23 protein-coding genes are annotated in these 24,944 nt (G+C 67.2%); 17 read left to right on the top strand and 6 right to left on the bottom strand.

Translation table 11 applies throughout. The annotated features are described in order from the left end of the window. Positions 1-59: 59 nt before the first annotated feature. Together IEY58_RS06215 and IEY58_RS06210 are read right to left on the bottom strand one after the other, a co-directional pair. Positions 60-686, bottom strand: coding sequence for a 2OG-Fe(II) oxygenase family protein (locus IEY58_RS06215; RefSeq protein ID WP_189043691.1), 627 nt, complete (start codon positions 684-686; stop codon positions 60-62). Between the two features lie 154 nt (positions 687-840). After that, positions 841-1,905 (bottom strand): lipase family protein, encoded by a 1,065-nt coding sequence (locus IEY58_RS06210; RefSeq protein WP_189043689.1) that lies wholly within the window; start codon positions 1,903-1,905, stop codon positions 841-843. Between the two features lie 372 nt (positions 1,906-2,277). On the opposite strand from IEY58_RS06210, the gene zapE reads away from it, so the two are divergent. The 9 genes from zapE to IEY58_RS06165 all read left to right on the top strand — a co-directional run bounded on the left by zapE (position 2,278) and on the right by IEY58_RS06165 (position 13,513). Then, positions 2,278-3,456 (top strand): cell division protein ZapE, encoded by a 1,179-nt coding sequence (gene zapE / locus IEY58_RS06205; protein ID WP_229743569.1) that lies wholly within the window; start codon positions 2,278-2,280, stop codon positions 3,454-3,456. A 113-nt stretch (positions 3,457-3,569) separates the two neighbouring features. Next, positions 3,570-4,523: a malate dehydrogenase gene (mdh, locus tag IEY58_RS06200; protein ID WP_189043685.1), complete on the top strand. Its 954-nt coding sequence runs from the start codon at positions 3,570-3,572 to the stop codon at positions 4,521-4,523. Positions 4,524-4,598: 75 nt separating this feature from the next. Further along, a complete protein-coding gene (gene sucC, locus IEY58_RS06195) occupies positions 4,599-5,795 on the top strand; it encodes an ADP-forming succinate--CoA ligase subunit beta (RefSeq protein WP_189043683.1) in 1,197 nt (398 codons plus the stop codon). Then, the gene (gene sucD, locus IEY58_RS06190; RefSeq protein ID WP_189043681.1) at positions 5,795-6,670 is read left to right on the top strand and encodes a succinate--CoA ligase subunit alpha; all 876 of its coding nucleotides are present in this window, start codon (positions 5,795-5,797) and stop codon (positions 6,668-6,670) included. The genes sucC and sucD overlap by 1 nt, the downstream gene beginning before the upstream one ends. A 78-nt stretch (positions 6,671-6,748) precedes the next feature. After that, a complete protein-coding gene (locus IEY58_RS06185) occupies positions 6,749-9,610 on the top strand; it encodes a 2-oxoglutarate dehydrogenase E1 component (protein ID WP_189043679.1) in 2,862 nt (953 codons plus the stop codon). A gap of 93 nt (positions 9,611-9,703) precedes the next feature. Next, entirely contained in the window at positions 9,704-10,945 is a 1,242-nt protein-coding gene (gene odhB / locus IEY58_RS06180; RefSeq protein WP_189043677.1) for a 2-oxoglutarate dehydrogenase complex dihydrolipoyllysine-residue succinyltransferase, read from the top strand. 53 nt (positions 10,946-10,998) lie between these two features. After that, a complete protein-coding gene (gene lpdA / locus IEY58_RS06175; protein ID WP_189043675.1) occupies positions 10,999-12,405 on the top strand; it encodes a dihydrolipoyl dehydrogenase in 1,407 nt (468 codons plus the stop codon). A 161-nt stretch (positions 12,406-12,566) separates the two neighbouring features. Beyond that, positions 12,567-13,139, top strand: a complete 573-nt coding sequence (locus tag IEY58_RS06170; protein WP_189043673.1) for a PAS domain-containing protein — start codon at positions 12,567-12,569, stop codon at positions 13,137-13,139. A 95-nt stretch (positions 13,140-13,234) separates the two neighbouring features. Then, positions 13,235-13,513 carry a hypothetical protein gene (locus IEY58_RS06165; protein ID WP_189043671.1) on the top strand — a complete coding sequence of 93 codons (279 nt, stop codon included), beginning with the start codon at positions 13,235-13,237 and terminating at the stop codon, positions 13,511-13,513. Positions 13,514-13,528: 15 nt separating this feature from the next. Here IEY58_RS06165 and IEY58_RS06160 read toward each other — a convergent pair whose 3' ends face one another. From IEY58_RS06160 to fsa, 3 genes are read right to left on the bottom strand one after another with little or no spacing between them, the layout of a single operon-like run. Continuing rightward, positions 13,529-14,506 (bottom strand): tyrosine recombinase XerC, encoded by a 978-nt coding sequence (locus IEY58_RS06160; protein ID WP_189043670.1) that lies wholly within the window; start codon positions 14,504-14,506, stop codon positions 13,529-13,531. A gap of 24 nt (positions 14,507-14,530) precedes the next feature. Next, on the bottom strand, positions 14,531-15,262 hold the full coding sequence (locus IEY58_RS06155) for a DUF484 family protein (protein WP_189043668.1): 732 nt from the start codon (positions 15,260-15,262) through the stop codon (positions 14,531-14,533). Between the two features lie 29 nt (positions 15,263-15,291). Then, complete coding sequence (fsa, locus tag IEY58_RS06150) at positions 15,292-15,948, bottom strand: fructose-6-phosphate aldolase (RefSeq protein WP_189043666.1); 657 nt, start codon at positions 15,946-15,948, stop codon at positions 15,292-15,294. A gap of 94 nt (positions 15,949-16,042) precedes the next feature. Between fsa and IEY58_RS06145 the strand changes: the two genes are divergently transcribed. From IEY58_RS06145 to IEY58_RS06125, 5 genes are all read left to right on the top strand, one after another. After that, on the top strand, positions 16,043-18,286 hold the full coding sequence (locus tag IEY58_RS06145) for a primosomal protein N' (protein WP_189043664.1): 2,244 nt from the start codon (positions 16,043-16,045) through the stop codon (positions 18,284-18,286). Between the two features lie 16 nt (positions 18,287-18,302). Next, a complete protein-coding gene (trhA, locus tag IEY58_RS06140; RefSeq protein ID WP_189043662.1) occupies positions 18,303-18,995 on the top strand; it encodes a PAQR family membrane homeostasis protein TrhA in 693 nt (230 codons plus the stop codon). A 198-nt stretch (positions 18,996-19,193) separates the two neighbouring features. After that, entirely contained in the window at positions 19,194-19,751 is a 558-nt protein-coding gene (gene petA / locus IEY58_RS06135) for a ubiquinol-cytochrome c reductase iron-sulfur subunit (RefSeq protein ID WP_189043653.1), read from the top strand. Between the two features lie 11 nt (positions 19,752-19,762). Beyond that, a complete protein-coding gene (locus tag IEY58_RS06130; RefSeq protein ID WP_189043651.1) occupies positions 19,763-21,016 on the top strand; it encodes a cytochrome b in 1,254 nt (417 codons plus the stop codon). Next, a complete protein-coding gene (locus IEY58_RS06125; RefSeq protein WP_189043649.1) occupies positions 21,016-21,792 on the top strand; it encodes a cytochrome c1 in 777 nt (258 codons plus the stop codon). The genes IEY58_RS06130 and IEY58_RS06125 overlap by 1 nt, the downstream gene beginning before the upstream one ends. A gap of 70 nt (positions 21,793-21,862) precedes the next feature. On the opposite strand, the gene IEY58_RS06120 is transcribed toward IEY58_RS06125, so the two are convergent. Continuing rightward, positions 21,863-22,123, bottom strand: coding sequence for a hypothetical protein (locus IEY58_RS06120; protein WP_189043648.1), 261 nt, complete (start codon positions 22,121-22,123; stop codon positions 21,863-21,865). 177 nt (positions 22,124-22,300) lie between these two features. Between IEY58_RS06120 and IEY58_RS06115 the strand changes: the two genes are divergently transcribed. Genes IEY58_RS06115 through IEY58_RS06105 form a run of 3 tightly spaced genes read left to right on the top strand, consistent with a single transcriptional unit; the run spans position 22,301 to position 24,923 of the window. Beyond that, the gene (locus IEY58_RS06115) at positions 22,301-23,182 is read left to right on the top strand and encodes an S-methyl-5'-thioadenosine phosphorylase (protein WP_189043646.1); all 882 of its coding nucleotides are present in this window, start codon (positions 22,301-22,303) and stop codon (positions 23,180-23,182) included. A 3-nt stretch (positions 23,183-23,185) separates the two neighbouring features. Next, a complete protein-coding gene (mtnA, locus tag IEY58_RS06110; protein WP_189043644.1) occupies positions 23,186-24,274 on the top strand; it encodes an S-methyl-5-thioribose-1-phosphate isomerase in 1,089 nt (362 codons plus the stop codon). Further along, the gene (locus IEY58_RS06105) at positions 24,267-24,923 is read left to right on the top strand and encodes a class II aldolase/adducin family protein (protein WP_189043642.1); all 657 of its coding nucleotides are present in this window, start codon (positions 24,267-24,269) and stop codon (positions 24,921-24,923) included. The genes mtnA and IEY58_RS06105 overlap by 8 nt, the downstream gene beginning before the upstream one ends. Positions 24,924-24,944 lie beyond the last annotated feature (21 nt).

Raw genomic sequence — 24,944 nt, 5'->3', positions numbered from 1 at the left:
CTTGCGCGGCAACTCTGGATTCCCGCCTTCGCGGGAATGACGGGAAAATATCCGTCTGGCTACGACGCCCAGGGCAGGATCTTCTTCATGCGGGCCGAGAAGCGGTGGCGCGCCTGCTCGTGGCGCACGACGTCCTCGCCGGTCACCCAGTTGAGCTGGATCACCCGGCGGGGCCCGACGAACGGCTGATGGCCGTGCCAGGAATTGGGCGTCACCAGGAAGGCCAAGAGCGTGCCTTCGTCCGGCGGCACCTCGGCGATGACGTCGTCCAGGCTGTCGGCGGAGCGCAGCAGGCGCAGCCGGCCGCCCGGCGCTTCCCACTGCCCATTCATATAAAGCAGGACCGTGATGACCTTGCTCTTGCTGTCGGTATGGATGCGGCCGTCCTTGGCGCGCGCCTGGCCGCGCACCGTCACCATGGTCGGCAGTTCGGTGAGATCGATGTCGAATTTCTCGGCGAAGGCGGCGCGCACCGCCGGCCCTTCGAGTTCTTCCAGCATCGACTTGAAATGGCCCGCGCAATTGACTTCGCTGGTCGGGAAGCTGCCGGGCTTCGCGATCTCGGGATAGTCCTTGGCGACCGCGGCGCGGACGTCGGCCTTGAGGAAGCCCGGCACGATCAGATAGGGGAACGGCTCGGTGACGAGCGGAGTGGCGGCAAAACTCTCGAGATCGAAATAGCTCATGATCGGGCGGATCGTCCTGCGGCGGCGCGTCTTGGGCGCGGAAATTCCACTAAATGGTCCTTCATAGCCCAATGAGAAGCCCTTGGGGAGCGGCGGCATTGCGTCTCAGCATCCCGCCCCAGCATCTCCAAGGGCATCCCCAAGGGCGCCCCGCTCAGCCAAAGGTCTGGGTCAGCAGTGCCTGATAGGTCGCGACATGGTGCTGGCTGAACTCATCGTTGGGATCGGTGTAGGCGGTATTCGCGACCAGCGCGATCTCCGCGCCGGCCGGCATGAAATTGAACGACGCCAGGATCGAGAGCGGTGCGGCGCCAGGCAGCAGGCCGGCCGGCTTGCCTTTCGCCTCGACCAGGGCAGGCAGGTTGCGGAACGACCCGGTCGCCCAGGTGAGCGCCTGCGATTCCTCGAATGCTACGGCCGCTTGGATCGCGGTTGCGACGGTGCCGGCGATCGCGCCGCTGAAGCCGGTCACCGTGCTCAAGGGGTTCGGCGTGTTGATGTCCTGCAGGAACTCGATGGTGAAGGGCACCTGCGGCACCCAGTCGAGCGGGTTGGTGATGCGCAACCCCAGGCCCTGGCTCACCACCGCCTGCTCATAGTCCCAGGAATAATGGTCGTTGCCCGGCTTCGGCTGCGCGAAGGCGTAGGTCTTGTAGCTGAGCGGCGGCAGCGCGTCAGTCAGGTAATTGGGATAGCGCAGGTACGAGGTGACGAGGGCCGCCAGTGCCGCACCCTGGCTGTGGCCGACAATATAGACTTCGCTGTTCGGCGGCAGGGCGGCGAGCTGCGCCAGGATGCCGTTGACGCCGAGATGGTCCGGGTCGAGCAGCAGGAAGAGCGCGCCCAGCGTGAAACCCAGGTGGAGGCCGGCCGGCTTGACGCCGGTCTGGGGCTCGGCGGCGAACTGGAACGAGATGGTGAGACTGTCGACCGTCACCTGGAAGCTCGCTGGAATCATCAGCGAGGCGAGGTCCTCGATGATGCTGCCGGTCTCCTCGACCGTGCCGCGGATGGCGACCGCGTATTGGCCGGGCACGGCGCCGTTGCGCCAGAGCTGGAACAAATTGTCGAACGGGCCGAGCTCGGGTGATTGGAACGACAACGCCCAGCCTGCCGGCGGCGGAGGCGGGGAGGTGCCTGGAACCGTGTCTTCGGAGAGGCCTGCGAGTGTGAGCAGAGCCTGAGCCTCCGACAGGATGAAGCCGGGTGCGAAGGGCATGACGCGTCTCCTCGGTGAGGTAACAGAGGAGTGTGGGCCGTTTGCCGCTTCTGCTCAACCACGGATTGATTAAATCATGCGCCGACCCATCTGGCCTGCGCATAAGTCGCTGGCCGTCGCATGCGTCAGGCGAGGGGCTGACCGTGCGGCGGTGGGCTTGCTGCCAGGCTTCGCGGATGCAACATAGCCCCGAGTGAAGCATTCAAAGCTTTCGAGTAGCTTTCACTGCAGATTTTTGCGTTGCAAGAGCGCGCAGAGTCAGGTTCTTTCGCGGCTGCCCTGCCGCTCGCCAGATCGTCGATGCGACTCTTTTCAGACCCACCGCCCGAACCCATCGCCCCGACCGCCACGCTCGAGACCCATCCGGGACCGATGCCGGCCTACCGCGCGAAGCGCGCAGCCGGTTTGCTGAAGCCGGATCCGATGCAGGAGCTGGCGGCGGAGAAGCTGCAGTCGCTGCATCGGGCACTCCTGTCCTACCGGCCCGAACCGCCGGCGGCGGCGCCGACCGGATGGCGCGCGTTCTTGGGGCTCAACCCGCATCGCGACGCGCCCAAGGCGCCGCGTGGACTCTACATCTACGGCGGCGTCGGCCGCGGCAAGTCCATGCTCATGGACCTGTTCTTCGAGACGAGCGCCGTCGAGGCGCGCCGCCGGGTCCATTTCCACGCTTTCATGCAGGAAGTGCACGACCGGCTCTACGCGCTTCGCACCAGCAAGATCACCGATCCGCTGGCCGTGCTGGCGTCCCAGATCGCCCGCGGCGCGACGCTCCTCTGTTTCGATGAGTTCCAGGTGACCGACATCGCCGACGCGATGATCCTGGGCCGCCTGTTCGAGGCGCTGTTCGCCGCCGGCGTGGTCGTGGTCGCGACCTCGAACCGCGAGCCCGACGATCTTTATAAGGACGGGCTGCAGCGCGAGCGCTTTGTGCCGTTCATCGCCATGATCAAGGAAGAGCTCGACGTGCTCGAGCTCGACAACGGCCGCGACTATCGGCTGATGCGGCTGGTCGGCCGGCCGGTCTATTACGCACCGCTCGGCGAGGCGACCGCTGAGGCGCTCGAGGAAACCTTCACGGAACTGACCGACGGCACCAAGCCGACACCGCTCGTGCTCGAGGTGAAAAGGCATCCGGTCCGGGTGCCGCGCCAGGCCATGGGCGTCGCCTGGTTCGACTTCAAGGACCTGTGCGGCCAGCCGCTCGGCGCGGGCGACTATCTGGCGATTGCCGAGCGCTTCGAGAGCGTCGTGATCGCGAACGTGCCGCAGCTCGGCCCGGAAAATCGTAACGAGGCGAAGCGCTTTAATACGCTCATCGATGCCTTATACGAGGCCAAGGTGCATGTCGTGATCTCGGCCGCGGCCGAGCCCGCCCAGCTTTACACCGAAGGCGACGGGGCTTTCGAGTTTGAACGAACCGTGTCCCGCCTAATGGAGATGCAGTCGATCGACTATATTTCGAGCCGCCGGACCCAATCCTACGCATCGCCGGATGGCAGGGATGCTGCGCATTCCGAGTTGCTTGCTGGCCCCGGCGTTTCGCGCTAAGACCGCCGCTCTGGCAGGGCAACCTGCACGGCGGAGATTCCAACAGGCGCCGCGATTCGCGCGGGGTCTGCTCCATGCCGCCCGATCCCAGGGCAACCGAAGGGAAGAATTCCATGGCACGTAACAAGATCGCATTGGTCGGCGCCGGTCAGATCGGCGGTACGCTCGCGCTCCTCGCCGGCCTCAAGGACCTGGGCGATGTCACCCTGGTCGACATCGCCGAAGGCGTGCCGCAGGGCAAGGCGCTCGACCTCGCCGAGGCCTCGCCGGTCGAGCGCTTCGACGCCGTCATGGCCGGCTCGAACGACTTCGCGGCCGTCGCCGGCGCCGACGTCATCATCGTGACCGCCGGCATCCCGCGCAAGCCGGGCATGAGCCGCGACGACCTGATCGGCGTCAACACCAAGGTGATGCGCCAGGTCGGCGCCGCCATCAAGCAGCATGCGCCGAACGCCTTCGTGATCGTCATCACGAACCCGCTCGACGTCATGGTCTCGGTCATGCAGGAGGCCACGGGCCTGCCGCACGAGCGCGTCGTCGGCATGGCCGGCGTGCTCGACAGCGCGCGCTTCCGCTATTTCCTGGCCGAGGAATTCAAGGTCTCGGTCGAGGACGTCACCGCCTTCGTGCTGGGCGGCCACGGCGACACGATGGTGCCGCTGCTGCGCTATTCGACGGTTGCCGGCATTCCGGTGCCGGACCTGGTCAAGATGGGTTGGACGACCCAGGACAAGCTCGACAAGATCGTCCAGCGCACCCGCGACGGCGGTGCGGAGATCGTGGCGCTCTTGAAGACCGGCTCGGCCTTCTACGCGCCGGCGTCCTCGGCGATCGCCATGGCCGAGTCCTACCTCAAGGACAAGAAGCGGGTGCTGCCCTGCGCCGCCTATCTCACCGGCCAGTACGGCGTCGACGGCCTCTATGTCGGCGTGCCGGTCGTGATCGGTGCGAAGGGCGTCGAGCGGATCGTCGAGATCGATCTCGCGGCGGAAGAGAAGGCCGGCTTCGACAAGTCGGTGGCCGCGGTCAAGACGCTCTGCGAAGTCGCCAAGAACGTCCAAGCTTAAGCGTTCGGCAGGTCCGGTCCGGCGGGCCCCGGCGCCCGCGGGCCGGACCCCGACAATCCCGAGGGGCGCGCATCAATGAATATTCATGAGTACCAGGCGAAGGCCTTGCTGAAGGGGTTCGGCGTCGCCGTTCCGCGCGGCGGCGTCGCATACACGCCGGAAGAGGCCAAGAAGGTCGCGGCCGATCTGGGCGGTCCGGTCTGGGTGGTGAAGTCCCAGATCCACGCGGGCGGCCGCGGCGCCGGCCACTTCGCCAACGACCCCCAGGGCAAGGGCGGCGTGCGCGTCGTGAAGTCGATCGACGACGTCGCGACCAACACGGCGGCCATGCTGGGCAAGGTGCTCGTCACCAAGCAGACGGGCCCGGCCGGCAAGGAAGTTAAGCGCGTTTACATCGAGGAAGGCTGCGACATCAAGCGCGAGCTCTACCTCGGCATGCTGGTCGACCGCGCCACCGGCCGCGTCACCATCATGGCCTCGACCGAAGGCGGCATGGAGATCGAAGAGGTCGCCCATAACACGCCGGAGAAGATCATCAAGGTCGCGATCGACCCTGCGACCGGCGTGCAGGCGTTCCACGCCCGCCAGATCGCCTTCGCCCTCGGGCTCGAAGGCAAGCAGGTTTCGACCGCGACGAAGTTCATCCTGGCGCTGTCCAAGGCGTTCCACGAGCTCGACGCCTCGATCGTCGAGATCAACCCGCTGGTCGTGACCGGCGCCGGTGACGTCCTCTGCCTCGACGCCAAGGTCAATTTCGACGACAACGCGCTCTTCCGCCACAAGGATGTCGAAGAGCTGCGCGACGCCGACGAGGAAGACCCCTCGGAGCTCGAGGCGGGCAAGCACGGGCTCAACTACGTCAAGCTCGACGGCAGCATCGGCTGCATGGTGAACGGCGCCGGCCTCGCCATGGCGACCATGGACATCATCAAGCTCTACGGCGGCGAGCCGGCGAACTTCCTCGATGTCGGCGGCGGTGCCACCAAGGAGCGTGTCACCACCGCGTTCAAGCTCATCCTCTCGGACCCGAACGTCGAGGGCATCCTCGTCAACATCTTCGGCGGCATCATGCGCTGCGACGTGATCGCCGAGGGCGTCATCGCCGCCGCGCGTGAGGTCAGCCTCGACGTGCCGCTGGTCGTGCGCCTCGAAGGCACCAATGTCGAGCTCGGCAAGAAGATCCTTGCCGAATCGGGTCTGCCCATCCTGGCCGGCGATAATCTCGCGGATGCCGCCCAGAAGGTCGTCAAAGCCGTGAAGGAGGCCAAGTAATGGCCGTTCTGGTCAATTCCAATACGAAGGTCATCTGCCAGGGCTTCACCGGCGCGCAGGGGACCTTCCATTCCGAGCAGGCGCTGGCTTACGGCACCAAGATGGTCGGCGGTGTGACGCCCGGTAAGGGCGGCACCAAGCATCTCGACCTGCCGGTGTTCAACACCGTCGCCGAGGCGGTGCACGTGACCAAGGCCGACGCCAGCGTCATCTACGTGCCGCCGCCGTTCGCGGCCGACGCGATCCTGGAAGCGATCGACGCCGAGGTGTCGCTCATCGTCTGCATCACCGAGGGCATTCCCGTGCTCGACATGGTGACGGTGAAGCGGGCGCTCGGCGGCTCCAAGTCGCGGCTCATCGGGCCGAACTGCCCGGGCGTCATCACGCCGGGCGAGTGCAAGATCGGCATCATGCCGGGCCACATCCACCGCCGCGGCAAGGTCGGCATCGTCAGCCGCTCGGGCACGCTGACCTACGAGGCGGTCGCACAGACCTCGGCCGTGGGCCTCGGCCAGTCGACCTGCATCGGCATCGGCGGCGACCCGGTCAACGGCACGAACTTCATCGATTCGCTGAAGCTGTTCCTCGACGATCCGGAGACCGAGGGCATCATCATGATCGGCGAGATCGGTGGTTCGGCCGAAGAGGATGCGGCCCAGTTCATTCGGGAGTCGAAGACCAAGAAGCCGATCGTCGGCTTCATCGCCGGCGCCACCGCCCCGCCGGGACGCCGCATGGGCCACGCCGGCGCCATCATCTCGGGCGGCAAGGGTACCGCCGCCGACAAGTTCGAGGCGATGCGCAGTGCCGGTTTCCATGTCGCCGACAGCCCGGCGTCGCTCGGCTCCACGATGCTCTCGGCCTTCAAGGGCTGAGGCGCATCGGAGCCCCGAGAGCGAACCTAACCAACCCCAGCAGAGAGAGCGGCCGCGTCAAGCGGCCGCTCGAACAAAATGGCGCAGACCCGCGAAGCCACCTTCCTCTATGGCACTAACTCGGCCTTCATCGCCGAACTCTACGAGCACTATCTGAGCGATCCCAACGGGGTCGATCAGAGCTGGCGGAGCTTCTTCGATGAGCTCAGGGACGATGCCGTCTCGGTCCAGGCCGAGGTCAAGGGACCGAGCTGGCAGAAGATCGCGAAGCGGATCATCGGCAGCGACGGCGCCGGTGCCGCCCCGGCCAAGAAGACCAATGGCGCCACGGCGCCGGTCTTGTCCGAGGAGGCGGTGAAGCAGGCGGCGACGGATTCGATCCGCGCGCTTCAGCTGATCCGCGCCTATCGCGTGCGCGGCCATCTGGAGGCGAGCCTCGACCCGCTCGGCCTCCACAAGCCCGAGCCGCATCCGGAACTTCACCCAGAGCATTACGGCTTCACCGATGCCGACTATGACCGGCCGATCTACATCGCCGGCGTGCTCGGCCTCGAGAATGCCACGCTGCGCGAAATCTACGCGGTGCTGCGCGATACCTATTGCGGCAGCGTCGGCGTCGAATACATGCACATCCAGGATCCGGCCCAGAAGGCCTGGATCCAGGAGCAGATCGAAGGCGCGCTCAACCGCGCGAATTTCCCCGCGACGGAGAAGACCGAGCTTCTGGAGCGCCTGACGGCTGCCGAGAGCTTCGAGCGCTTCCTCGACAAGCGCTTCACCGGCACGAAGCGCTTCGGCCTCGAGGGCGGCGAGACCATGATCCCGGCGCTGGAGGAGATCATCCGCACGGCCGGTCGCCTTGGCGTCAAGGAGATCGTGCTCGGCATGGCCCATCGCGGCCGCCTGAACACGCTCGCCAACGTCATGGGCAAGCGCTTCGCCGCGATCTTCTCCGAATTCCAGGGCAATCCGGCGAACCCGGAGGACGTCCAGGGCTCGGGTGACGTCAAGTACCATCTCGGCACCTCGTCGGACCGGGAGTTCGAGGGCAACACCGTCCATCTGTCGCTGACCGCGAACCCGTCGCACCTCGAGGCGGTCAATCCGCTGGTGCTGGGCAAGGTGCGCGCGAAGCAGCGCCAGCGCGGTGATATCGAGCGCACCCAGGTCGTGGGCCTCTTGATCCACGGCGACGCGGCGTTCGCCGGCCAGGGCCTGGTCGCCGAGTCGCTCGACCTGACCGAGCTCAAGGGCTATCGCACCGGCGGCACGATCCATTTCATCATCAACAACCAGATCGGCTTCACCACGGCGCCGCAATATGCGCGCTCGGGCCCCTATTGCTCGGACGTGGCGAAGTCGATCCAGGCGCCGATCTTCCACGTGAACGGCGACGATCCGGAGGCGGTGGTCCACGTCTGCCGCATCGCGACCGAGTTCCGCCAGGTCTTCAAGAAGGACGTGGTGGTCGACATGTTCTGCTATCGCCGCCACGGCCATAACGAGACGGACGAGCCGGCGTTCACTCAGCCGCTCATGTACCGCAAGATCGCGACCCAGCCGACGACCCGGCAGATCTATGCCGAGAAGCTGGTCGGCGAAGGCACGCTCGACCAGGCCAAGTCCGACCAGATCGTGACCGACTTCCTCTCCAAGATGGAAGCCGAGTTCGAGGCGGGGAAAAGCTACAAGCCGAACAAGGCCGACTGGTTCGAGGGCGCCTGGGCCGGCTTCGGCCTGGCGCCGGACGACGACCGCCGTGGCAATACGGCAGTGCCGCTCGAGACGCTGAAGCAGATCGGCAAGGCGCTCACGACCGTGCCGGAAGGCTTCAACCTCAACCGCAAGCTCGTTCGCCTGTTCCAGGAAAAGGCGAAGATGTTCGAGACCGGCGAGGGCTTCGACTGGGGCACGGCCGAGGCGCTGGCGTTCGGCTCGATCGCGGCGGACGGCATGTTCGTGCGCCTGTCGGGCCAGGACGTGGGCCGCGGCACCTTCTCGCACCGGCACGCCGTGCTGGTCGACCAGGAGACCGAGCAGACCTATCTGCCCGTGAACAACATCCGCGAGGGCCAGGCCCAGGTCGAGATCATTGACAGCTTCCTGTCGGAAGCGGCGGTGCTGGGCTTCGACTACGGCTACTCCATGGCGGAGCCGCGCGCGCTCGTGCTCTGGGAAGGCCAGTTCGGCGACTTCGCGAACGGCGCCCAGGTCATCATCGACCAGTTCATCACGTCCGCCGAATCGAAGTGGCTCCGCATGTCGGGCATCGTCATGCTGCTGCCGCACGGCTACGAGGGGCAGGGGCCGGAGCATTCCTCGGCGCGCCTCGAGCGCTATCTGCAGATGTGCGGCGAGGACAATATCCAGGTCTGCAACATCTCGAACCCGGCCAACTATTTCCACGCGCTGCGCCGGCAGGTCTGCCGGAACTTCCGCAAGCCGCTCATCATCATGTCGCCGAAGTCGATGCTGCGCGCGAAGCTGTCGAACCTCGCCGACATGGCCGAGGGCACGACCTTCCACCGCGTCTATGGCGAGGCCGAGAAGCTCGTCGCCGACGATAAGGTGAAGCGCGTCGTGCTGTGCAGCGGCAAGCTCTACCACGAGCTCCTGGCGGCCCGGACCGAGCGCAAGATCAAGGACGTGGCCCTCGTCCGCGTCGAGCAGCTCTATCCGTTCCCGTTCAACGCGCTCGGCAAAGAATTGAAGCGCTACACCAAGGCAGAGGTTGTCTGGTGCCAGGAAGAGCACCAGAACATGGGTGCCTGGACCTTCGTCGACCGGCGCATCGAGACGCTGCTCTCGGGCCTCGACATCAAGGCGAAGCGCCCGGTCTATGTCGGCCGTGCCGAATCTGCCGCGACCGCGACGGGCTCGATGAAGAAGCATGTCGCGCAGCAGCAGAAAGTCATCGACGACGCGCTGACGCTGCGCTGACCAACCCCTCAATTGTTGGGACGGGCGGCAAGCGGCCGGATGGGGACTGACCGGCCGCACCGCTCGACCTGAAACCTGAACCAAGGACCGAACATGGCGACCGAAATCAAGGTGCCCCCGCTGGGCGAATCGGTGACCGAAGGCACTGTGGCGCGCTGGCTCAAGAAGGTCGGCGACAGTGTCAAGATCGACGAGACGCTGATCGAATTCGAGACCGACAAGGTGACGGTGGACGTGCCCTCGCCCGCGACCGGCGTGCTGAGCGAGATCTCGGCGCCGGAAGGTGCCAATGTCGCTGTCGGCGGGCTCTTGGGCGTGATCGCCGAGGGTGCGGCGGGTGCTGCGGCGAAGCCCGCTGCGGCCACGGCACCTGCCAAGGTCGAGGCGCCGAAGCCGGCGGCTGCACCGGCGCCGGCTCCTGCCGCCGCTTCGGCCGCGACCGATCTCGACCGCTCGGGCCCGGCCGCGCGCAAGCTCGTCGCCGAGAACCAGCTCGACGCCACCAGCATTCCGGCAACCGGCAAGGACGGCCGGCTCACCAAGGGTGATGTGCTGGGTGCGATCGCGACGGGCACGGCCGCTCCGGCTGCGGCCCCGGCTCCGGCAGCGCCTGTGGTGCAGGCCCGCGAGGCCGGCCCGCGCGAGCAGCGGGTCAAGATGACGCGCCTGCGCCAGCGCATCGCGCAGCGCCTCAAGGAAGCCCAGAACACGGCCGCCATGCTCACCACCTTCAACGAGGTGGACATGACGGCGATCATGGCGATCCGCGAGCAGTACAAGGACGCGTTCGAGAAGAAGCACGGCGTCAAGCTCGGCTTCATGTCCTTCTTCGTGAAGGCCTGCATCGCAGGCTTGAAGGAATTGCCGGCGGTTAATGCCGAGATCTCGGGCGACGAGCTCATCTACAAGAACTACTACGACATCGGCGTCGCGGTCGGCACCGAGAGCGGTCTCGTCGTGCCGGTGGTGCGTGACGCGGACGTGATGAGCTTCTCCGACATCGAGAAGCAGATCGGCGTCTACGGCAAGAAGGCGCGCGACGGCAAGCTCTCGATCGAGGAACTGACCGGCGGCACCTTCACGATCTCGAACGGCGGCGTCTACGGCTCGCTCATGTCGACGCCGATCCTGAACCCGCCGCAGTCGGCGATCCTGGGCATGCACAAGACCCAGAAGCGCCCGGTCGCGATCGGCGACAAGGTCGAGATCCGGCCGATGATGTATCTGGCCTTGAGCTACGACCACCGCATCATCGACGGCCGCGAGGCGGTCACCTTCCTGGTTCGCGTCAAGGAAAACCTGGAAGACCCGCAGCGCCTGCTGCTGGACATGTAATCAAGATCCTGCGGGCCCGGTGACGGGCCCGCAGCCATAACGGAAAGAGAATCATGACCGACAGCTACGATCTCGTCGTCATCGGGAGCGGCCCGGGCGGCTATATCGCCGCCATCCGCGCGGCCCAGCTGGGCATGAAGGTCGCCTGCGTCGAGAAGAACGAGCGCCTGGGCGGCACCTGCCTCAACGTCGGCTGCATCCCGTCGAAGGCGCTGCTGCAGTCGTCCGAGAAGTTCGAGGAAGCGAACCACGCGCTGGCCGCGCACGGCGTCCAGGTCTCGGGCGTGGCGCTCGACCTTGCGACCATGCTGGCACGCAAGGACAAGGTCGTTTCGGACATCACCAAGGGTGTCGAGTTCCTGTTCCGCAAGAACAAGATCACCTGGGTCAAGGGCACGGGCAAGATCGCCGCGGCCGGCAAGGTCACGGCGACGGCAGCCGACGGCACGAGCCAGACGATCGAGACCAAGAACATCCTGATCGCGACCGGCTCCGACGTCATGCCGCTGCCAGGCGTCGAGGTCGACGAGAAGCAGATCGTGTCCTCGACCGGCGCGCTCGAGATCCCGAAGGTGCCGAAGCACCTGGTCGTGATCGGCGGCGGCTACATCGGCCTCGAGTTGGGCTCGGTCTGGCGCCGTCTCGGCGCGGAAGTGACCGTCGTCGAGTTCCTCGACCGCATCACCCCGGGCCTCGACCTCGAGGTCGGCAAGGCCTTGAACCGCGCGCTCGCCAAGCAGGGCATGCAGTTCAAGCTCTCGACCAAGGTCACGGCCGCCAAGAAGACGAAGACCAGCGTCACGCTCACGCTCGAGCCCGCGGCCGGCGGCGACAAGGAAGAGCTCAAGGCCGATGTCGTGCTGCTCTCGATCGGCCGGCGTCCCTACACCGACGAGCTGGGCCTGGCCGAAGCCGGCGTCGAGCTCGACGAGCGTAAGCGCGTCAAGGTCGACGGCCATTTCCAGACCAATGTCCCGGGCATCTATGCGATCGGCGATGTGATCGCCGGCGCGATGCTGGCGCACAAGGCCGAGGAAGAGGGCGTCGTCTTCGCCGAGATCCTGGCCGGGCAGAAGCCGCACCTCAACTACGACGCCATTCCGGCCGTCGTCTACACCTGGCCGGAAGTGGCCTCGGTCGGCAAGACCGAGGAAGAGGTCAAGGCCGCGGGCATCGAGTACAAGGTCGGCAAGTTCCCGTTCACGGCCAATGGCCGTGCCAAGGCGAACGGCGATACCGAAGGCTTCGTCAAGTTCATTGCCGACGCCAAGACCGACCGGGTCCTGGGCTGCCACATCATCGGCCCGGACGCCGGGACGATGATCGCCGAAGTGGCGCTCGCCATGGAATATGGCGCGTCCTCGGAAGACATCGGCCGGACCTGCCACGCGCATCCGACGCTGAATGAGGCGGTCAAGGAAGCAGCCCTCGCGACCTCGGGCCTGCCGCTCAACATCTGAGCGCCTCAACATCTGAGCCGGGGCATCCCGGGTCCAAGCCTTATGATCCGCCGGCTCTGCGAAGGGCCGGCGGATTTCATTTTCGGCGAATTTGATTTTTTCTGGGAGCCGGACTTCTCTTCACCTCCGGGTAACGCCCGCCCCGCTACGCTCGCCGGATCATGCTCGCTCGACCGATCGTGCAGCCATCCGCGTTTCAGGCACTGCTCAGCGGCACGCCGCTCGAGGACTGCTTCGCCTTCTGGCGCGCGCGCCGGGCGGGACGCGCGGTCCCGCTCAAGTCAGCGCTCGATCCGGTCGAGATGCCACAGCGCATCCTGCCCTATCTCTTTCTTTACGAGGTCACACCCGAGGGTCGCTTCCGCTGCCGGCTCGCCGGGACCGCCGTCTGCGCGGCCTTCCAGAGTGACCCGACCGGCCGCTATCTCGACGAGATGATCCCGGCGCCGGTACTGGAAGACCGGCTGCGGCTCTTTCGCGAGGCGGTCGAGCGGGAGTTGCCCGTCGTCTACACCGGCACGCTCGCCGAACCCGGCCGCACCTGGATCAAGTTCAAGCGGCTGCTGACGCCGATGTCGATCCGCGGCGAGCACCCGGACGGCATCTTCGGCATGGTGATCTTTCCCGAGCTGCAACGTCGCCGCGCGGGACCGCGGCTGATCGAGGAGGGCGCCGTCGAACTCGTCGCCTGGGCCACGCCCGAGGATCTCACGGATCCGGACGCAACATCCTGAAACCATTTGGTTCTTTCTGAAACGCAAAGGGGTGGGACAGGGGCGCCGCCGATCCGCCACACTCGCGGCCAGCTTCCACGAAACCGAGCGTTCCGGTGAAACATCCCTTGATCGCGGCCTTCGCCGTCCTCGTCGCGGCGTCCGCCGCCGCTCCAGCACTTGCCCAATCCGCTCCGCCCGGCGCACCGTCGGGTCCGCCGCCCGATTTCAATGCCATGCGGGCCGAGCACGACCGGTTCGAGGCCGCCTGGGCGCAGTGCCGGACAATCGCGGACGGCACGACGCGTGCGACGTGCTACGAAAAGCTCCATGACGATCTCGAAGCTGCCCGGGCGCAGCGACATGGCCACGGCGATCGTCCGCCTCCCCAATAAGCGCTGTCCGAAGCGCTATCCGCGCGCGCGCGGGTGCGCCCGGTCATAGACCTCCATCAGCTTCGCGGCGTCGATCGCGGTATAGCGTTGTGTGGTCGACAGCGAGGCGTGGCCGAGCAGTTCCTGGATCGCCCGGAGATCGGCGCCGCCGGCCAAGAGATGGGTCGCGAAACTGTGGCGGAGCGCGTGCGGGGTCGCGCTGTCGGGCAGGCCCAGACGGATGCGCAGCTGCTCCATCAGGCGCTGCACCAGGCGTGGATTGAGCGGCCCGCCGCGCGTGCCGACGAACAGCGGATCGTCCGGGCCGATCGGGTGCGGGCAATGCGCCAGATAATCGTCGACCGCACTCGCGACCACCGGCAGCAACGGCACAATGCGCGTCTTGCCGCCCTTGCCGGTGACGCGGAGCGTGGTCATCCCCGCCGTCGGCGCCTGCCGGCGCGTGAGGTCAAGCGCCTCCGACAGGCGGAGGCCGCAGCCGTAGAGCAGGGTTACGACGGCGGTATCGCGGGCGGCGATCCAAGGCGGCGCCGTGACCGTCTGCACCGTGTCCGCCGCATCGATCGCGGCCTCGGCGTCGCCCTCGCTGAGCGGCTTCGGCACGGATTGTCCAAGCCGCGGCCCGCGCAAAACGGTGAGCGCCGGGTTGGTCACGAGGCCGCGCCGGTCGAGGAACCGGAAGAAGCCGCGCAAAACGGAAAGCGCGCGCGCCTGTGAGCTCTTGGCCAGATCCTGTGCGGCGCGTGCCGCGAGATAAGCGCGGAAATCGGCCGGCCTCAGGCGGCCGAGCAGGGCGAGCGACGGCATCTCGCCGTGATGGTCGCGCGTGAAATCGAGGAAAACGGCGAGGTCGCGGCCGTAGGCGGCGAGCGTATGGGCAGAGGCGCGGCGCTCGGATTTGAGCTGCTGCTGCCATGCCTCGATGGCGTCCGAGAGGTCGGCGGTCGCGGCAAAACGGGCGAGCGGCAGCGGGTCGGGGCGGCGGACAGGCACGGTCGGGCCGGGGGTATGGGCCGGTTAGGCCTCGAGGTCGAGCCATTGGGCGATGGTGATCTCCAGCGCCTGGGCAAGGAAGCACAGGAGTTCCGTGCCCTGGCCGGCCTTGAACTTGTGCGGCCTGCGCGAGCCCAAGGCCAGGATGCCGGCGGGCGCGTGGCTGCCGATCGTAAGGCGCAGCAGCGCCTCGGACTGGACGAGGCCGGCGCCGGCGCCGAACAGGGCCGGATCGCCGCGCACTTCGTCCTCGAGCAGCGCGTCCTTGTCCGCGCCGAGGAGCCGGTCGACCTCGCCCGACGGCAGCAGCAGAACGCCCGGCAGCGGCGGCCGGGGCAGGGGGCCGGTGTCCGATTCGACACACAACGTCACGACATCGACGTCGAGCAATACGGCGAGATCGGTCGTCACGGTCTGGATCAGCTGCTCGAAGCTGCTGGCGCCGACGATCGCCAGCACGGCCGCGTGGATACGCGTCTGGCTGGTCAGGTTCGACCGGCTGGTCGAGATGAGCGCGCGCTGCTGGCTCTTGAGCCGGGCCAAGTCGCTCTGCAGCCGCTGCAGCATGAATTGCTGCATGTCGACGACGCCGGCACCGCGCCGGTGCTCGGGTGGCGTCAGGACGCTGACCAGGTCGGGATGGTCGGCAAGGAAGCCCGGATGCCGGGTCAGATAGGCCAGCACCTCGTCGGTTGTCGCCGCGCGGGGCGCGGCGTCAGTCTCGACGCGGGATTCGCTCTGGCCTTGCTGTTCCATGATCGGCTCGCGGGCTCCTGTCGCTCAGTTCAGAGGATCGACTGGCCGGTCTTGGCCCAGTCGGCGACGAAGGCGGCCAGGCCCTTGTCGGTCAGCGGATGGGCGAACATCTGCCGCAGCACCGAGGGCGGCAGCGTTGCGACGTCGGCGCCCATCTTGGCGGCGGCGATCACGTGCTGCGGCCCGCGCACCGAAGCGACCAGCACCTGGGTCCGGATGTCGGGATAGCTCGCGTAGATCTCGATGATGTCGGCGATCAGGTTCATGCCGTTCTCGCCGATGTCGTCCAGGCGGCCGACGAAGGGCGAGATGTAAGTGGCGCCGGCCTTGGCGGCCAGGATCGCCTGGGCCGCCGAGAAGCAGAGCGTCACGTTGACCGGCGTGCCCTTGTCGGAGAGCGCCTTGCAGGCTTTGAGGCCGGCGGGCGTCAGCGGCACCTTGACCGCGACGTTGGGGGCGATCTTCGCCAGTTTCTCGCCTTCCTTCAGCATGGTATCGAAGTCGGTGGCGGCCACCTCGGCGCTGACATGACCTGGTATCACGTCGCAGATCTCTGCGATTGTGTCGAGGAAGTTGCGGCCGGTCTTGGCGACCAGCGAGGGGTTGGTCGTGACACCGTCGACGAGGCCAGTGGCGGCCAGCTCGCGGATCTCGGCGATGTCGGCGGTATCAATGAAGAATTTCATGGTGAACCTGAGGGATCTGCTGTTGTCGAGGAAGGGGAACGCACCGGATCCACGACCCGTCGACGCATCCCTTCGATGTATGGGACTCTAGCCCATGGCCGGGTCGAGCACCAGTTTTGCGGCGCCGAAGACGCCACAGGTCTCAAACTCGCCGCAGGCGGGCCGGGTTCCGGTTCTCCTGCCGCTGCCGCTGGACGGCGCCTACGACTATCGGGCGCCGGCCGAGATGCCGCCGCCGGGCAGCTTCGTCACCGTGCCGCTTGGCCAGCGGATGGTGACCGGTGTGGTCTGGGACCGCTCCGAATCGGGCGATGATGTCGCAGAGCCCCGCCTGAAGCCGGTCGCGACCGTGCATGACGCCGTTGCGATGCGGGCGCCGGTCCGCCGCCTGGTCGACTGGGTCGCCGCCTATACGCTGAGCCCGCCCGGCGCCGTGCTGCGCATGGCGATGGGGCCGTCCGACGCGCTCGAGCCGGAAGAGGGGCGCGTGGGCTTCGCCGTGGCGCCCGATCTGCCGGGACTCGACGCCAAGGATCGCCGCCTGACTGCGACGCGCCGGCGCGTGCTCGCCGTGTTCAACGGCGGCGAGGCCCTGCCGGCCGCACTCCTGGCCCAGGAGGCCGGTTGCGGCGCCGGCGTCATCCGCGCCATGGCCGAGGCGGGCCTCCTGGTCGAGACCCGGCTGCCGGCGCGGCCGCCCAGGCCGCTGCCCGACTGGCGGCTGCCGTTCCCGCCGCTGTCCGACGACCAGCGGCAGGCCGCGGACGCCATCGTGGCGGCGGTCGAAGCGCGGCACTACGAGACGATCCTGCTCGACGGCGTCACCGGCTCCGGCAAGACCGAGGTTTATTTCAAGGCGATCGCGGCAGCGCTTGCCGCCGGGCGCCAGGTGCTGGTGCTGCTGCCCGAGATCGCGCTCGGCGCGCAATGGCACCGCCGTTTCGAGCGGCAATTCGGCGCACCCGCCGCCGCCTGGCATTCCGACCTCAGACCGGCCGAGCGGCGCGGCGTCTGGCGCGATGTCGCCGACGGGCGGGCAAGGGTCGTGGTCGGCGCGCGCTCGGCCCTGTTCCTGCCGTTCGAGGACCTGGGGCTGATCGTGGTCGACGAGGAGCACGACGCCTCGTTCAAGCAGGAGGAGGGCGTCGTCTACCACGCCCGCGACATGGCCGTGGTGCGTGCTTCGCTCGAGGGCGTGCCGATCGTGCTGGCGTCTGCCACGCCGTCGCTCGAAAGCCTGGTCAATGCCGAGCGCGGGCGTTATCGGCGCATCGTGCTGCCCGATCGCCATGGCGGGGCGGAACTGCCGCAGGTGACGCTGGTCGACCTGCGTGAGGACAAGCCCGAGCGCCAGCGCTTCGTGGCGCCGAGCCTGATCGCGGCGCTCAAGGAGACGCTTGTCGCCGGAGAGCAGGCGATGCTGTTCCTCAATCGCCGCGGCTACGCGCCGCTGACGCTTTGCCGGACCTGCGGGCATCGCATGCAATGCCCGAACTGCACTGCCTGGCTGGTCGAGCATCGCTTCATGGGCCGGCTCGTCTGCCATCACTGCGGTCATGCGGAACGGCCGCCCGAGATCTGCCCGGCCTGCGAGGACAAGCATTCCTTCGCGCCCTGTGGTCCGGGCGTCGAGCGCCTGGCCGAGGAGATTGCCGAGCGTTTTCCGGACGCGCGCGTCGCGGTCATGGCCTCGGACACGCTCGTCGGTCCCCAGGCGATGGCGGACCTGGTGGCGCGTGTCCAGGCGCATGAGATCGACCTGTTGATCGGCACGCAGATCATGGCCAAGGGGCATCATTTCCCGATGCTGACGCTGGTCGGCGTGATCGACGGCGACCTGGGCCTCGCCGGCGGCGACCTGCGTGCTGGCGAGCGCACGTTCCAGATGCTGCATCAGGTGGCGGGCCGTGCCGGCCGGGCGGAACGGCCGGGCCGCGTGCTGCTGCAGACCTTTGATCCCGGCCATCCGGTCATGCAGGCGCTGGCTGCCCACGATCGCGACCGGTTCCTGGCGCTCGAATCGGCCGAGCGCCGCAGCCGCCACATGCCGCCGTTCGGCCGGCTGGCGGCGCTCATCGTCTCGGCACCCGATGCTGACCAGGCGGACCAGGTCTCGGCAGCGCTCGCCCGGGCGGCGCCGCACCTGAAGGGCGTCGACGTGCTGGGGCCGGCGCCAGCGCCGCTCGCCGTGCTGCGCGGCCGGCATCGACGACGGTTCTTGATGAAAACCGATCGGCAGGTGAATCTGCAGGCGGTGCTTCGACAATGGTTGTCGAGCGTACGCGTGCCGACGGCGGTTCGCGTGCAGGTCGACGTCGATCCCTACAGTTTTCTCTGACTTCCCGGAGAAGCGAATGGCGCAGCGCTGGCCCGAGGGCCAAATCGAGAGCCCTGTGGGTGGCCATGGCGGGGATGGCCGTGGCGTCGGGGGCCATATTCTGCTCGATCGCCTGGTGCTGACGGCGACCGCCGGATTCGCGCTGGTGGCATTCGGCCTGCTCATCTGGCGCGTCACCGGCACGACGCCGCGCGCGGCAGTCGCCGGCATCGTCTATGGCTTGACGCTCGCGGCGTCGTCGGTCGTCTCGCTCGTCTACAACACGCTCTTCACCGCCAACAAGGCGAGCCTGTGGCGCTTCGCCGACCATATCTGCATCTTCCTCATGATCGCCGGCACCTATACGCCGCTCTCGCTTATGGCCCCCGAAGACGGCGTCGGCTTCCTGCTGGTGCCGATCTGGCTCATGGCGGCGGTTGGGATCTGCCTCAAGCTGTGGCTGCGCCTGCGCCATGAGCGCTGGTTCATCCTGTTCTATCTGGCAATGGGCTGGATGGTGCTGCTGGGCCTCGACCGGCTCGTCGCGACGCTTACGCCGACGGTGCTCGTGCTCGTCACGGGCGGCGGACTCGCGTTCAGCGCGGGGGTGATCTCCTACGCGCTCAGTGCACGCTGGCGTTGGGGCGGGCCGGTCTGGCACACGGCCGTGCTCATTGGCTTGGCGACACACTTCGTTGCGATTTTCAGCTTTGTTCTTCCAGTGGGTTGACTTCCTGTGCCCAGGTCGGCCAAAGGAAGCTCAACGACTTCTCGGCGCGGGTTTTTTCCGCTACGGTGCCGCCGGCTTTCGACCGACACCGTCGTTGAACTTGCGACCGCGTGTCACATGAGCCGTCCCGCAGGGCGCGAAAAAGCGCCGCGCCGTGGGGCGGCCCCATGTTGCCGTATCATCCCCAAGAGGTAGCTGATGGCGGAGACAACGAATATTGCAGGGACGGAACACCATGGAGACGGCGAGTCGCGCCGCGACTTCCTGGTGTTGACGGCCACGGCGCTGGGCGTCGTCGGCGCCGCGTCGGTTGCCTGGCCGTTCATCAGCAGCATGAACCCGGCCGCCGACACGCTGGCGCTATCCTCGACCGAGGTCGACCTCACCCCGGTCGCCGTCGGCCAGAGCATCACGGTCGTCTGGCAGGGCAAGCCCGTCTTCATCCGCCATCGCACGGAAAAGGAAATCAAGGAGGCGGCCGACGTCAACGTCGCCGAGCTCCGCGATCCGCAGACCGACGCGTCGCGCGTCAAGAAGCCCGAGTGGCTCATCGTCGTTGGCATCTGCACCCACTTGGGCTGCATCCCGCTCGGGCAGAAACCGTCTGATCCGCGAGGCGAATACGACGGCTGGTTCTGCCCCTGCCATGGCTCGCAGTACGACAGCTCGGGCCGTATCCGGAAGGGACCTGCGCCGCTCAATCTGGCGCTCCCGCCCTATGAATTCAAAACCGACACTTCGCTCAAGATCGGCTAAGGGCATCCGCAATGACCGCAAAGGCCTATCAGAACAGGGTCATCCGCTGGATCGACCACCGCCTGCCCGTTTTCTCGTATCTCGACCATGAGCTGAACGAGTACCCGACGCCCAGGAACCTGAATTATTTCTGGAACTTCGGGTCGCTGGCGCTGGTCGTGCTCACCGTCATGATGCTGACGGGCATCTTCCTCGCGATGAACTACACGCCGAACGCGGATCTCGCGTTCTCGAGCGTCGAGCGCATCGTCCGCGACGTGAACTATGGCTGGCTGCTCCGCTACATCCATATGAACGGCGCGTCGATGTTCTTCATCGTCGTCTATATCCACATCTTCCGCGGCCTCTACTACGGCTCCTACAAGGCGCCGCGCGAGCTCCTGTGGATGCTGGGTGTCATCATCCTGCTCCTGATGATGGCGACCGCCTTCATGGGCTACGTGCTGCCGTGGGGCCAGATGAGCTTCTGGGGCGCCACCGTCATCACGAACCTGTTCTCGGCCATCCCGGTCGTGGGCCAGCACGTCGTGACCTGGCTCTGGGGCGGCTTCGCCGTCGACAACCCGACCCTGAACCGCTTCTTCTCGCTGCACTACCTGCTGCCGTTCGTCATCGCGGCGGTGGTCGGCCTCCATATCGTGGCGCTGCACCAGCACGGGTCGAACAACCCGCTCGGCATCGACATGAAGGGCAAGCAGGACTCGATCCCGTTCCATCCGTACTACACGGTCAAGGATCTGTTCGGCACATCGGTGTTCCTGCTGATCTGGTCGGCGTTCATCTTCTTCGACCCGAACTTCTTCGGCTCGCCCGACAACTACATCCCGGCCAACCCGCTCTCGACGCCGGCCTCGATCGAGCCCGAATGGTACTTCCTGCCGTTCTACGCGATCCTGCGCTCGCTGCCCGACAAGCTCGCCGGTGTCATCGCGATGTTCGGCGCCATCGCCGTGCTGTTCGTGCTGCCGTGGCTCGACACCTCGCCGGTCCGCAGCGGCAAGTTCCGCCCGGTCTTCCGCGTGTTCTTCTGGCTGCTGCTGATCGACGCAGTCCTTCTGGGCGTCGTCGGCGCGCACAAGCCCGAGGGCTGGTGGGTGCTGATCGGGCGCCTGTCGACCGCCTGGTACTTCTTCCACTTCATTATCGTCCTGCCGGTCCTCGGCAAGCTCGAGCGGCCGCTCCCGCTGCCGACCAGCATTGCCCAGTCGGTTCTGAAGGGTGGCGCGGCTACCGCCGCCGCCGGCGCCCGGATGGAGAAGCCTTGATGATCCGTCGGTTCCTTCTTGGTGCGGCGATCGCCGTCTCGGCGCTCGCCACCCAACCGCTCGTCGCTCATGCCCAGGAAGCGGCGGAGCCGGAACTGCTGAAGGGCGACTGGTCGTTCAGCGGCATCTTCGGCACGATCGACAAGGCGTCCGCCCAGCGTGGCCTGCAGATCTACAAGGAGGTCTGCTCGAACTGCCACGGCCTCTACGAGATGAGCTACCGCAACATCGCGGCGCTCGGCTACAGCGATGATCAGGTCAAGGCGTTCGCCGCCCAGTACCAGGTCAACGACACCAACGACGACGGCGCCGTCATCCAGCGCCCGGCCAAGCCGTCCGACAGGTTCGTCCGGCCGTTCCCGAACGAGAAGGCGGCGCGCGCGGCCAACAACGGTGCCAATCCGCCGGATCTGGCGCTGATCGTGAAGTCGCGCGAAGGCGGCGTGAACTACGTCTACTCGATCCTGCAGGGGTACAAGCAGGCGCCGGCCGACGTGAAGCTCGCCGACGGCCAGTATTACAACATCTACTTCACCGCCGGCGGCCAGAAGATCGGCATGCCGCAGCCTCTGACCGACGGTGCCGTCACGTTCGCGAACGGGGCGCCCAACGACCTGAAGAGCGAGGCGCACGACGTCGCGACCTTCCTCGCCTGGGCGGCCGAGCCGGAGCAGGATGCGCGCAAGCGCCTGGGCGTGCGCGTCATGCTGTTCCTGATCGTGCTGACCGGCGCGCTCTACTACGCCAAGCGGAAGATCTGGGCCGACCTCCACTGAGCGTCGCCCCGGGTTCGCCGGTAATCCCGAGAGGCCGTTCCCCTGACGGGGAGCGGCCTTTCGTTTTGGCTCAATCCGGGTTGGTCTTGCCGGCAATGCCGCCGTCGTCGCCGCTCAAGGCATCGGGATGTGCCGGCACGATATAGGGCGGCAACGCCGTCCGGCCGCGCTCGGTGCCGGTGACCGAGCCGCCGGCCTCGGCCGCGCCAGTCGCCTCATCGCTATTTGCCCCCAAGGCCGGTGTCCGCGCCGTTCCTAGCGCGAACAGGCCACTATGGCTGCAGGCACCGAGCGTCACGGCGACAGCGAGGGCCAGGCTGAGGAGCTTCATCTGAGGTCTCCCCGAAAATGCGGGTACATCAACAACAGATACGCAGCGCGGTCGCCGGTTTCACCGGGGCGGCGCCGGTCTTTTCCACGCGACCGCGGCACGCGGGCCGGCTAATATCCCGCCCGCTTCAAGGCGCCGGTCCGGCCGGCGCCGTTTTCGAGACGAAGGAAATACGGGATGGCGCGGCCGCGGATCGGCATCATCGGGGGCAGCGGGCTCTATCAGATCGACGGGTTGACCGATGTGGAATGGCGCCGGGTCGAAAGTCCTTACGGGGCACCGTCCGACGAGCTGTGCTTCGGCCGGCTCGAGGGCGTCGACGTGGTGTTCCTGCCGCGTCACGGCCGCGGCCACCGCATCTCGCCGACCGAGATCAATTATCGCGCCAACATCGATGCGCTGAAGCGCTCGGGCGTCACCGACATCCTGAGCCTGTCGGCCGTCGGCGGCCTGCAGGAGCGTTATGCGCCCGGCACCTTCGTGATCGTCGACCAGTTCATCGACCGGACCTTCGCGCGCGAGAAGAGCTTCTTCGGCACCGGCTGCGTCGGCCATGTTTCCGTGGCGCGGCCTGTCTGCCCGCGGCTCGGCGATGCGCTCATGGAGGTGGGTCCCGGTCTCGGCATCGATATCCTGCGCGGCGGCACCTACATGGTGATGGAAGGCCCGCAATTCTCGACCTTCGCCGAGAGCGAGCTTTATCGCAGCTGGGGCTGTGCCGTCATCGGCATGACCAACATGCCGGAGGCGAAATTGGCCCGCGAGGCGGAGATTTGCTACGCGAGCGTCGCGATGGTGACCGACTACGACTGCTGGCATCAGGGGCATGACGACGTCTCGGTCGAGATGGTCGTGCGCGTGCTCATGGGCAATGCCGAGAAGGCGAAGGCGCTGGTGAAGTCAGTGCTGCCGCACCTGGGCGGCCACGAGGGCCCGTGCCATGCCGGCTGCCAGACGGCGCTGGAGCACGCGATCATGACGGCACCGGAGGTGCGCGACCCGGCGGTGCTCGCCAGGCTCGATGCGGTCGCAGGCCGCGTGCTCAACCGGCGGAGCTGACGGATGCGCGTCGACGGTACACCCATGCGGACGATCTGGCCGGTCGCCGGCCGGCGCGTCGGCATCATCGACCAGACCCGCCTGCCGCACGAGTTCGTGACGCTCGAGCTCACGACCATGGAGGCGGCGGCGCACGCGATCCGCGCCATGCTGGTGCGCGGTGCACCGCTGATCGGCGCCACGGCGGCCTATGGCGTGGCGCTGGCGGTCACGGCCGATCCGAGCGACGCTGCGCTCGCCCGGGCGATCGAGGTGCTGGGTGCCACGCGCCCGACCGCGATCAACTTGCGCTGGGCGCTCGACCGGGCGCGGCGGCGCTTGGCCGAATTGCCGCCGGGGGAGCGGGCGGATGCCGCCTGGGCGCTCGCCGCCGAGGTCGCGGACGAGGATGTCGGCATCAATGCCGCCATCGGCCGGCACGGGCTCGAGCTCGTGAAGCGCGCGCGCAAGGGCGACAAGCCGGTCAATATCCTGACCCACTGCAACGCCGGGTGGCTCGCCACCGTCGACATCGGCACGGCGACGGCGCCGATCTACGCCGCGCACGACGCCGGCATTCCGGTCCATGTCTGGGTCGACGAGACCCGGCCGCGCAACCAGGGCGCAGGCCTCACCGCCTGGGAGCTTGGCCGGCACGGCGTGCCGCACACGGTGATCGTCGACAATGTCGGCGGCCACCTGATGCAGCATGGCATGGTCGATCTCTGCATCGTCGGCACCGACCGCACCACGGCGTCGGGCGATGTCGCGAACAAGATCGGGACTTATCTCAAGGCGCTCGCTGCCCACGACAACGGCGTGCCGTTCTACGTGGCGCTGCCATCGCCGACGATCGACTGGACGCTCGACGACGGGGTGAAGGAGATCCCGATCGAGCAGCGCGACGGCGGCGAGGTTTCATTGGTGCCCGGGCGTCTCGCCGATGGCACGATCGCGAGCGTACGGGTGACGCCCGAGGGGAGCCCGGTCGCGAACTATGGGTTCGACGTAACGCCGGCCCGGCTCGTGACCGGTCTCATCACCGAGCGCGGCGTGGCGTCGGCCTCGCGCGAGGGGCTCCTGGGCCTGTTTCCGGAGAAGCGCGGTGCCTGAGGACACGCTCGAACTCAGGCAGGCGTTGATCGCGCATGCCCGCAAGCTCACGGCCTCGGGCCTGACGAAGAACACGTCGGGCAACTTGAGCCACCGCGTCTCGGGCGGCTTCCTGGTGACGCCGTCGGGCATGGACTACGACGGGCTCGAGCCCGGCGACATCGTGTTCGTCGATTTCGCCGGCCGGGCGACGGGCCGGCGCCTGCCGTCGTCGGAATGGCATTTCCATCGCGAGATCCTGGCGCGGCGCGAGGATATTTCGGTCGTGCTGCACGCCCATTCGCCGTTCGCGACCAGCCTTGCCTGCCTGCGCGAAGGCATTCCGGCGTTCCATTACATGGTCGCGGTCGCCGGCGGCGCCGACATCCGATGCGCGCTCTATGCGACCTTCGGCACCGAGGAGTTGTCCCGGCACGCGGTGGCGGCGCTCGAAGGGCGCAAGGCCTGCCTGCTCGCGAACCACGGGCAGATCTCACTTGGCACCGATTTCGCCTCGGCGCACAAGCTCGCGGTCGAGGTCGAGACGCTGGCCGAGATGTACTGGCGCGCGCGGCAGATCGGCACGCCGATCATCCTGGACGCGGCCGAGATGGCGGTTGTGCTGGAGAAATTCCGCACCTACGGCAGGCAGCCGCCGTTGCCGGCTTGAGCACGCTCTTTCACCCGTCAT

The sequence above is a fragment of the Aliidongia dinghuensis genome (assembly GCF_014643535.1).
GTDB classification, from domain to species: Bacteria; Pseudomonadota; Alphaproteobacteria; order ATCC43930; family CGMCC-115725; genus Aliidongia; species Aliidongia dinghuensis.
This window is presented reverse-complemented; position numbering and strand designations above follow the sequence as displayed.